General features: G+C 73.6%; 8 protein-coding genes. 6 read left to right on the top strand and 2 right to left on the bottom strand.

The annotated features are described in order from the left end of the window. Positions 1–216 precede the first annotated feature (216 nt). On the top strand, positions 217–1179 hold the full coding sequence (locus ACOV8S_RS27740) for a GlxA family transcriptional regulator (RefSeq protein WP_448321193.1): 963 nt from the start codon (positions 217–219) through the stop codon (positions 1177–1179). A gap of 124 nt (positions 1180–1303) precedes the next feature. After that, positions 1304–2302 (top strand): type I glyceraldehyde-3-phosphate dehydrogenase, encoded by a 999-nt coding sequence (gene gap / locus ACOV8S_RS27735; protein ID WP_448321191.1) that lies wholly within the window; start codon positions 1304–1306, stop codon positions 2300–2302. Between the two features lie 413 nt (positions 2303–2715). Here gap and ACOV8S_RS27730 read toward each other — a convergent pair whose 3' ends face one another. Continuing rightward, complete coding sequence (locus ACOV8S_RS27730) at positions 2716–3795, bottom strand: NADH:flavin oxidoreductase/NADH oxidase (RefSeq protein ID WP_448321189.1); 1080 nt, start codon at positions 3793–3795, stop codon at positions 2716–2718. 98 nt (positions 3796–3893) lie between these two features. Between ACOV8S_RS27730 and ACOV8S_RS27725 the strand changes: the two genes are divergently transcribed. From ACOV8S_RS27725 to ACOV8S_RS27710, 4 genes are all read left to right on the top strand, one after another. Then, positions 3894–4247, top strand: a complete 354-nt coding sequence (locus tag ACOV8S_RS27725) for an ArsR/SmtB family transcription factor (RefSeq protein WP_448321188.1) — start codon at positions 3894–3896, stop codon at positions 4245–4247. Between the two features lie 125 nt (positions 4248–4372). Next, positions 4373–5344, top strand: a complete 972-nt coding sequence (locus ACOV8S_RS27720) for an alpha/beta hydrolase (RefSeq protein WP_448321186.1) — start codon at positions 4373–4375, stop codon at positions 5342–5344. Positions 5345–5485: 141 nt separating this feature from the next. Continuing rightward, a complete protein-coding gene (locus ACOV8S_RS27715) occupies positions 5486–6583 on the top strand; it encodes a hypothetical protein (RefSeq protein ID WP_448321184.1) in 1098 nt (365 codons plus the stop codon). Between the two features lie 57 nt (positions 6584–6640). After that, positions 6641–7384 (top strand): VOC family protein, encoded by a 744-nt coding sequence (locus ACOV8S_RS27710; RefSeq protein WP_448321183.1) that lies wholly within the window; start codon positions 6641–6643, stop codon positions 7382–7384. A gap of 92 nt (positions 7385–7476) precedes the next feature. On the opposite strand, the gene ACOV8S_RS27705 is transcribed toward ACOV8S_RS27710, so the two are convergent. Further along, positions 7477–8364: a PhzF family phenazine biosynthesis protein gene (locus ACOV8S_RS27705; RefSeq protein ID WP_448321182.1), complete on the bottom strand. Its 888-nt coding sequence runs from the start codon at positions 8362–8364 to the stop codon at positions 7477–7479. Positions 8365–9035: the final 671 nt, after the last annotated feature.

The following is a 9035-nucleotide window of genomic DNA, read 5'->3' as shown; positions in this document are numbered from 1 at the left end:
CGGCTGCACCACGCGGTGCTGACCCGCCCCGCCGGTTCGGCCACCACCCTGCGCCTGGAGGGCCCGGCCCTCGCCCTCGCCGCGTACGCCGGTCCCGCCCGGTGGGCACTGGGACGTCTCGTACGCGCCTGACAGGGCGTGGGGCGCTCTCGTGCGCGCCCGACAGGGCCCGGGGCGCGGGAGAGGCATCGCCGGGGCGGCACGTAGCCTTTCCCCATGCCGGCCTCCCGTCCCCGTCTGCACCGCGTCGCCGTGCTCGTGCTCGAGGGCGCCAAGCCGCTCGACGTCGGCATCCCCGCGCAGGTGTTCACGACCCGCGCGAGCATGCCGTACGAGGTGCGGGTGTGCGGCGCGACGCCCGGGCTCGTGACCGGCGGCGACGGCCTGTCGTACGCCGTCGCGCACGGTCTCGAGGCGCTGGAGTGGGCCGAGATCGTCTTCGTCCCCGGCTACCGGTTCCCCGACCGTGAGGATCCGCCGCCGGCCGTCGTCGAGGCACTGGTCGCCGCCCACGCCCGGGGGGCCCGGCTCGCCGCCATCTCCACCGGCGCCTTCGCCCTCGCCGCCACCGGCCTGCTCGACGGCAGGCGGGCCACCACGCACTGGCACTACACGCGGGCCCTGCAGGCCAGGCACCCGCTGGTCCGGGTCGACGAGAACGTCCTGTTCGTCGACGAGGGCAGCGTGCTCACCTCGGCCGGCGCCGCCTCCGGCATCGACCTGTGCCTGCACATCCTGCGCGGCGACCTCGGGGTGGCCGCGTCCAACCACGCGGCCCGCCGCCTGGTCGCCGCGCCTTACCGCAGCGGCGGACAGGGACAGTACGTGCCACGCAGCGTCCCCGAGCCGAAGGGCGAGCGCTTCGGCTCCACCCGCGAGTGGGCGCTGCACCGGCTGGGCGAGCCGCTGACGCTCGACGTGCTGGCCCGGCAGGCCGAGGTCTCGCCGCGCACCTTCTCCCGGCGCTTCGTCGAGGAGACCGGCTACACCCCGATGCAGTGGGTGATGCGCGCCCGCATCGACCTGGCCCGCGAACTGCTCGAGCGCTCGCAGCGCAGCGTGGAGCAGATCGCCGCGGACGTCGGCCTGGGCACCGGGGCGAACCTGCGGCTGCACTTCCAGCGGATCCTCGGCACCACACCGAGCGAGTACCGGCGCACCTTCACCCAGGGGCAGTAGCCGGCCCGCCGTCGGGCGACGGGATCGAGCCGGTGGCACGATCCTTGCGAACTGTGGCGATCTCGCCACTGTCAGACGCGTGACCTGCGAGGGAGGCTGGAGGCGAAAGGAAGGGACATCACCCATGACTCGCATCGCCATCAACGGATTCGGCCGCATCGGACGCAACGTGCTGCGCGCGCTGCTGGAGCGCGACACCACCCTCGAGATCGTCGCCGTCAACGACCTGACCGAGCCGAAGGCGCTGGCCCGGCTGCTCGCCTTCGACAGCACCTCGGGCCGCCTCGGTCGCCCGGTGACCGTCGACGGGGACGTCCTCGTCGTCGACGGACGCCGGATCAAGGTGCTGGCCGAGCGTGAGCCCGCGCAGCTGCCGTGGGCCGAGCTCGGGGTCGAGATCGTCCTGGAGGCCACCGGCCGGTTCACCTCGGCCAAGGCGGCGCGCGCCCACATCGACGCGGGGGCCAAGCGCGTCCTGGTCAGCGCCCCGGCGGACGGCGCCGACGTCACGCTGGCGTACGGGGTCAACACCGACGCCTACGACCCGGCGCTGCACACCATCGTCTCGAACGCCTCCTGCACCACCAACGCGCTCGCCCCGCTGGCCGCGGTCCTCGACGAACTGGCGGGCATCGAGCACGGGTTCATGACCACGGTGCACGCCTACACGCAGGAGCAGAACCTGCAGGACGGCCCGCACCGCGACCCGCGCCGGGCCCGTGCCGCCGGCGTCAACATCGTGCCGACCACGACCGGCGCCGCGAAGGCGATCGGTCTGGTGCTGCCGAACCTCGACGGGAAGCTGTCGGGCGACTCGATCCGCGTGCCGGTGCCGGTGGGCTCGATCGTCGAGCTCAACACGACCGTCTCGCGCGAGGTGTCGCGGGAGGACGTGCTGGCCGCCTACCGCGCGGCGGCGGACGGCCCGCTGGCCGGTGTCCTCGAGTACTCGGAGGACGCGCTGGTGTCCTCCGACATCACGGGCAACCCCGCCTCGTCGATCTTCGACTCGGAGCTCACCCGCGTCGACGGCCGTCACGTGAAGGTCGTCGCCTGGTACGACAACGAGTGGGGCTTCTCCAACCGCGTGATCGACACGCTGGAGCTGCTCGCCGCCGGCTGACCGGAGCGGCACACCGGGCGGGCACCGGAGCGGTGCCCGCCCGACGAATGACGCCGGCCGTGCCGCCGGGGCCCCGAGCCCTGGCGACACGGCCGGCGGTCGTCGTCAGGGCGCCGTGCCATCGCGCGCCGCGGCTGCTCCCGCGACCCCCTGCCGAGGCGCCGGGGCGCGCGCCCCGGCGGGAGAGCGCGCGGACCTGGCACGGTCCACCCCGTGCGAGTGCTGCCGCGTCCCTCCTGTCGCGGCGCCGGGGCGTGCGCAGGGCGGGCCGCCGCCTCCTACCCCCGCGCGTGTCGCGCCCGCCGATCCTCCGCCGGCCGCCCGCCCGTCACCAGCGGCACGGCTGCGGCGGACGATCGCGGAGGTGTGCGACCGCGGCGGGCGATCGGAGGCGGCTCGCTGCCAGGGACCGGTCAGACGGACCGGTGGTACGGGTCCGGCACCCGGATCTCGGCGCCCAGCTCGCGGGCCGCACGCCGGGCCCAGTACGGATCGCGCAGCAACTCGCGGCCGAGGAGCACCGCGTCCGCCTCGCCGTTGGCGACGATCTTCTCCGCCTGGTCCGCCTCGGTGATCAGCCCCACCGCGGCGACCGGCAGCGCGGTCTCCGCCTTGACGCGGGCGGCGAAGGGCACCTGGTAGCCGGGGCCGGTGGGGATCCGGACGCCGGAGACGTTGCCGCCGGTGGAGACGTCCAGCAGGTCGACGCCGTGCGCCCTCAGGTCCGCGGCGAAGCGGACGGTGTCGTCGGCGCTCCAGCCGCCCTCCTCCAGCCACTCGGTCGCCGAGACGCGGAAGAACACCGGCCTGTCCTGCGGCCACACCGCGCGCACCGCGTCCACGACCTCCAGCGCGAAGCGGGTGCGGTTCTCGTACGAGCCGCCGTAGGCGTCGGTGCGGTGGTTGGAGTGCGGGGAGAGGAACTCGTTGACGAGGTAGCCGTGGGCGCCGTGGACCTCGACGACCTCGAAGCCCGCGGCACGCGCCCGCCGGGCGGCCTCGGCGAACCGGTCCACGATCTCCCGGATCTGCCCGACCGTCAGCTCGTGCGGCAGGTGATGCCCCTCCGCGAACGGCACCGCGCTCGGTGCGAGGGGGGTCCAGCCGTGGGCGTCGGGGCCGACCGGGGCGCCGCCCTTCCAGGGCTGCGCGGTCGACGCCTTGCGGCCGGCGTGGGCGAGCTGGACGCCGGGCACGGTGCCCTGCGCGACGAGGAAGCGGGTGATGCGCCGGAACGCCTCGACCTGCGTGTCGTTCCACAGACCCAGGTCCTGCGGCGAGATGCGGCCCTCGGGGCTCACCGCGGTCGCCTCGGTGAGGATCAGGCCGGTGCCGCCGGCCGCGCGGGCGGCGTAGTGGGCGAAGTGCCAGTCGTGCGGGGCGCCGGCCTCGGGGCCGTCCGGCGCGGCCGAGTACTGGCACATCGGGGCCATCCACACGCGGTTCGGGATGGTCAGCTCGCGCAGGGTGAAAGGCTCGAAGAGCGCGCTCACGGCGCCTCCATTCGTCACGGACGGGACGGTCGACTTGTACGATAGCCGTCGTAGTACGGTGGATGTCAAACTACGAAGGTCGTCGTACCATGGGCGCCATGACCATCAGCACATCCGCCGGCAGCCGTGACCTCCCGCACCCGGTCCGTGAGGAGATCCGGCTCGAAGGGGTCCTGCACGCGCTGTCCGACCCGATGCGCCTGCGGATCGTGCGGGAGCTCGCGGCCGCCGGGGGAGGGGAGCTGAGCTGCTCCCAGTTCGAGCTCCCGGTCACCAAGTCCACGACCACGCACCACTTCCGGGTGCTGCGCGAGAGCGGCGTCATCCGGCAGATCTACCGGGGCACGGCCAAGATGAACTGCCTGCGCGGCGACGACCTGGACGGCCTCTTCCCCGGGCTGCTCGACGCCCTGCTGGCCGCGGCCGACCGGCAGTCCGCCCGGCGGCCGTAGGCGGCGCCGGTTCCCCAGGTTGCGGCTCCGGCGACCGCCGGGAACATGGTGGGAGGAACGGGGGGTGCGGCGCCCGCGCCGCCGGAACCGGCGTGCCGGGCGCCCCGACACGACTGGAGTCCCGCATGACGACCCTGCCGCCGCCCGTCACGCCCTACCTGGAGCCCGCCGCGAAGGCGCTGGCCGAGGCCACCGAACCGCATCCCCGGATCTACGAGGTGCCGCCGGAGAAGGGCCGGGACATCCTCCTCGGGCTGCAGAGCGACGCGAGCGTCCCCCGTCCCGAGGTCGACGAGGAGTGGGTGGAGGTCGACGCCGGCGAGTGGGGCACGGTGCGCACCCGGATCGTCCGGCCCAAGGGGGCGGTGGGCCCGCTGCCGGTGGTGTTCTTCATCCACGGCGCCGGGTGGGTGTTCGGCGACGAGAAGACCCACGACCGGCTCTTCCGCGAACTGGCCGTCGGCGCCGGAGCGGCCGGCGTCTTCCCCGTGTACGACCGCGCGCCCGAGGCGAAGTACCCGACGCAGGTCGAGCAGAACTACGCGGTCGGCCGGTGGCTGCAGGAGCAGGGCGCCGGCCACGGCCTGGACGCCTCCCGCGTCGCCGTGGCCGGCGACTCGGTGGGCGGATGCATGTCCACCGTGTTCGCCCTGATGAACAAGGAGCGCGGCGGCCTCGACCTCAAGGCCCAGGTCCTGCTGTACCCGGTGACCGACGCCGACTTCGACACGCCGTCCTACCAGCAGTTCGCCGAGGGGTACTACCTCACCCGGGACGGCATGATCTGGTTCTGGGACCAGTACGCCGAGCCCGCGCAGCGCTCCGAACCCCACGCCTCCCCGCTCCGGGCGGGCCTCGACCAGCTCAGGGGTCTGCCTCCGACCCTCGTCGTCACCGACGAGGCCGACGTGCTGCGCGACGAGGGGGAGAAGTACGCCAACAAGCTGCGCGAGGCGGGCGTCGACGTCACCGCCGTGCGCGTGCTCGGCATGGTCCACGACTTCCTGATGCTGGACAGCCTCCGCGACACCCGCGGCGCGAACGTCGCCCGCCACCTGGCCGTCGAGGCCCTGAGGAAGGCGCTCCACCAGGGCTGACGACCACCCGGCCCCTCCGCCGGACGGCGGAGGGGCCACGCCTCGGGCCATTTAGATGTACGATACAAGGAAAGTAGTTGTAATTGCCAATCACTCTTCCCGATCGCTCTGTATCCGTCAACTGAAGGGCTGGCCCTCTCCATGACCGCTTCCCCGGCCGCCGCCGCTCCGGGAGCAGTGTCCGCTCACGCCGCTCCCCGTCTGCGTGAGAGCGTCGGACACGTCGCGCAGCACCTGCTGACCCCGCTCCTGATGTGCCTGGGCATGGGCCTCGCCTATCTGGGCGCCTTCCACGCCCCCGCGCCGCACGGGATGGAGGTCGCGGTCGTCGGGACCGGGACCCGCGCGCAGGTCCTGGCGCAGACCCTCGAGGACAAGGCCGGGGACGGCCTCGACGTCAGGACCGTCCCGACGCGCGACGCCGCCGTGGACCGTCTGCTGCACCGGGACCTGGCCGCCGCGTACGTCCCCTCCGCGAAGCACCCCGAACTGCTGGTCGCGAAGGCCAACTCCGACACCACGGCCACCGTCGCGGAGACCGTCTTCGGGAAGGTCGCGGCCGAGCAGCACGCGACGTTGTCGGTGACCGACCTGGCGCCCACCTCGGAGGGGGACCCCACCGGCCAGGGACTCTTCTTCGTCCTGGTGACGATCAGCATCGGGTCCTACGCGAGCGTCGCCGCCATCGGCGCGGCCGGCGCCGCCCTGCGGCTGTGGACCCGTGCCGCCATCGGTCTCGCCACCTCGCTGGTGGTGAGTGTCATCGGCATCGTCCTGGCCGGCCCGGTGTTCCACATCGTCGACCACGGCCTCGCCGGGGTGTGGGGGATGGCCTGGCTCTACTCGGCGGGCATCGTCGCGATCGGCGTCGGCCTGCACACGTTCCTCAAGCGGTGGACCACGCTGACCATGATGACGCTGTTCGTCATGCTCAACTTCACGACCTCGGGCGGCATCTTCCGTCCCGAGCTGCAGAACGGCTTCTTCGGCGCCCTGCACGCCTTCTGGAACGGGGCGGGCTTCGTCGAGGGCGTCCGCAGCCTGCTCTACTTCCCCTCCGGTCCCGGCCTGACCGGCAGGATCGTCTCGCTGGTCCTCTGGCTCGCCGTGGGTCTCGTCGCCCTCGCCGCGGCCGACGGCGCCGAACGGCGGGCCCGGCGGGCCGCCCGGCCCGCACCGCTGCCCACGGCCGAGGATCGGGACGCCGAGGAGGAGACGGCGGAGGCGGTGGCCGTCTGACCCGCGTGCAGGGAAAGCGGGTTGGCGTCCGGAACGACGCCGCCTAGGGTCGCCGTCATGACGCTGCGACTCTTCGAGGTGAACCTCAAGGCCCGGGACGACGCGGCGCTGGGCCGCTTCTGGGCCCAGGCGCTCGGCTGGACCGCCTCCGGCGCGGGCGACGGCGCCACCAGCGTGAAGCCCTCGGACGTCGCCTGGCCGGACCCCGCCGCCGTCCGGGTCGACATCATCGCCGTGCCCGATCCGGAGACCGTGGACACGCGCGTGCACCTGGAGCTCGCCAGCAGCTCCGCGGCCCACCACGCGGAGCTGGTCGCCCGTCTGCGGGACCTCGGTGCGACGCCCGCCGACGCGGGGCAGGGGAGCGTCCCGTGGACCGTCCTGTCCGACCCCGAGGGGAACACGTTCTGCGTCCTGGAGCCGCGGGAGATCCACCGGGACACCGGACCGATCGCCGCGGTGGTCCTCGACTGCGCGGACCCGAGCGTGACGGGCCGGTTCTGGGCGGAGGCGACGGGCTGGACCGTGCACGAGGTGACCGACGAGCACGCGCTGCTGCGCTCCGCCGAGGACGCCGGCCCTTACCTGGAACTGGTCCGCACGCCCCACCTCAAGGGTGTCCGGCACCGGGCCCATCTCGACCTGGCACCCCACCCGTTCGAGGCCGGCCTTCAGGCCGCGGAGGTGGCCCGGCTCGAAGGACTCGGCGCCACCCGCGCCGACGCAGGGCGGGGCGACTTCCCGTGGAAGGTGATGACCGACCCGGAGGGCAACGAGTTCTGTGTCCTCGGGCCCGCGTGAGGGGGTCTCTCGGGCCCGCTCGACAGGCGGGAGCCGCCGGATCGGGGCGTCGCGGGGCATGCGGGCCGTGGCGGGTACCCGGGTCACCCGGGTCACCCAGGTCCCGCGGGCAGGGCGTCCAGGGAGCCTTTGGCCACCATCGTCACGTCGCCGCCGACCCGGACGTTGTGCAGCGCACCGGGAGTCCCCTGCGGCAGGACGACGAGCCGGCTCGGGCGGCCGGTGAAGCGCCCCTGCCGCAGCACGAACGCCTCGTCGACGGGCACGACGCCGTGCCGCGCCAGGTACGCGCCGACACAGCCGGCCGCGCTGCCGGTCGCGACGTCCTCCAGCACCCCGTCGTTGTTCCAGTGCCGGCCCTCCAGGGCCCCGACGTCGAGCAGGTAGGCGAACTGCGCCCCGTAGCGGCCGAGCAGTTCCGCGAAGTCGTCGCGGACGATCCTCGCCCCGGCCAGACCCGCCACCACGGGCACCATGAGGTAGCGCAGGCCGGTGGAGACGACGTCCAGGGGAAGGCCGGCCAGCGCGCCGACGGGCAGGTCGAGAGCCGCGGCGATCTCGGACCTTCCCTCCGCCGGCACGGTCGCGAGGAACTCCGGCGGCCCCTGGTCGAGCTCCGCGTGGTACCCCGTGCCGGTACGCCGGGTCGTCACCTCGACGGTCCTGCCGGTCAGGCGGAACGTCCACCGTCGCGGTGCGGCGCCCCCGTCGCGCTCGTGCAGGACGGCGGCCGCCCCCAGGACCGGGTGACCGGCGAAGTCCAGCTCCTCGAAGAGGTCGAACACGCGGGCGGATATCTCCCGCCCTCCGTCCACACCGCCCACACCGCTCAGGAAGATCGTCTCGAAGTGCCGGAGCTCCTGGGTGATCGCGAGCATCTGCTCCGACGAGAGGCCCGCGGCGTCGGGGAGGACGGCAAGGCTGTTGCCGGTGAACGCCGTGCCGGCGAACACGTCGACGTGGCGGTAGCGCAGGGGCATGGCGTGTCCAGGGTCGGTGAGGTGGCGGCCGGTCGTGCTCGACGCTAGGCGGGTGGGAGCGTGCGGTCCCGGGCCAATCCGGCTGAAGTGGCCCGGGTGAGTGCCCCGCGCGACGCGTTCCCGTGTCGCGGCTGCCGCGGATCATCGGCGACCGGCGTTCCGGCCGGGCGCTTGGGGCGCGGCAGTTCGCCGGTCACGCCATCCGCTTCCGGGTGAACTCGCCTTTTCGTCGCGATTCCCGCCCTGCTCCGCCGGACATTCCCGGCGTCATTCCCGCAGGCGGGGATGTGCCGATCGGCGGGACGCTGCTGCAGGTCCCGCGCGTCCTCGCGGACGAGGTCACGGGTCGCCGGGCGGCCCGGCGGGGTACTGCGGCAGCCCTCGCCACCGGTGAATGCGATATCGGCGTGAGCGGATTCCGGCCACGTTTAGCGACCGGTTTAGTTACCGTCTCCGCTTTTTCCCGCCGGGGTCCGCGAATGTTTCGGTCGACTATTGACATGACCGAATCAGTGAATGCTGTCATGGGTCGCGGCAGCCGCCACGCGGACCGGACGACCGTCCTCCGCGGCGTCCCTGCCGAGCCGATCGTCTGCCTGCCGGGCCGGCTGTCGGCGCCGTACCCCGGTGACGCCGAGACGGCGGCGGGAGACCCCCGACCCCCGTGGAAC

This window comes from Streptomyces sp. CO7 (assembly GCF_053474865.1).
This window is presented reverse-complemented; position numbering and strand designations above follow the sequence as displayed.

Bases quoted from the DNA above. Each gene is read 5' to 3' on its own strand.
- ACOV8S_RS27740 (WP_448321193.1), top strand. From the start codon at position 217: ATGCCGGCCTCCCGTCCCCGTCTGCACCGCGTCGCCGTGCTCGTGCTC.
- gap (WP_448321191.1), top strand. From the start codon at position 1,304: ATGACTCGCATCGCCATCAACGGATTCGGCCGCATCGGACGCAACGTG.
- ACOV8S_RS27725 (WP_448321188.1), top strand. From the start codon at position 3,894: ATGACCATCAGCACATCCGCCGGCAGCCGTGACCTCCCGCACCCGGTC.
- ACOV8S_RS27720 (WP_448321186.1), top strand. From the start codon at position 4,373: ATGACGACCCTGCCGCCGCCCGTCACGCCCTACCTGGAGCCCGCCGCG.
- ACOV8S_RS27715 (WP_448321184.1), top strand. From the start codon at position 5,486: ATGACCGCTTCCCCGGCCGCCGCCGCTCCGGGAGCAGTGTCCGCTCAC.
- ACOV8S_RS27710 (WP_448321183.1), top strand. From the start codon at position 6,641: ATGACGCTGCGACTCTTCGAGGTGAACCTCAAGGCCCGGGACGACGCG.
- ACOV8S_RS27705 (WP_448321182.1), bottom strand. From the start codon at position 8,364: ATGCCCCTGCGCTACCGCCACGTCGACGTGTTCGCCGGCACGGCGTTC.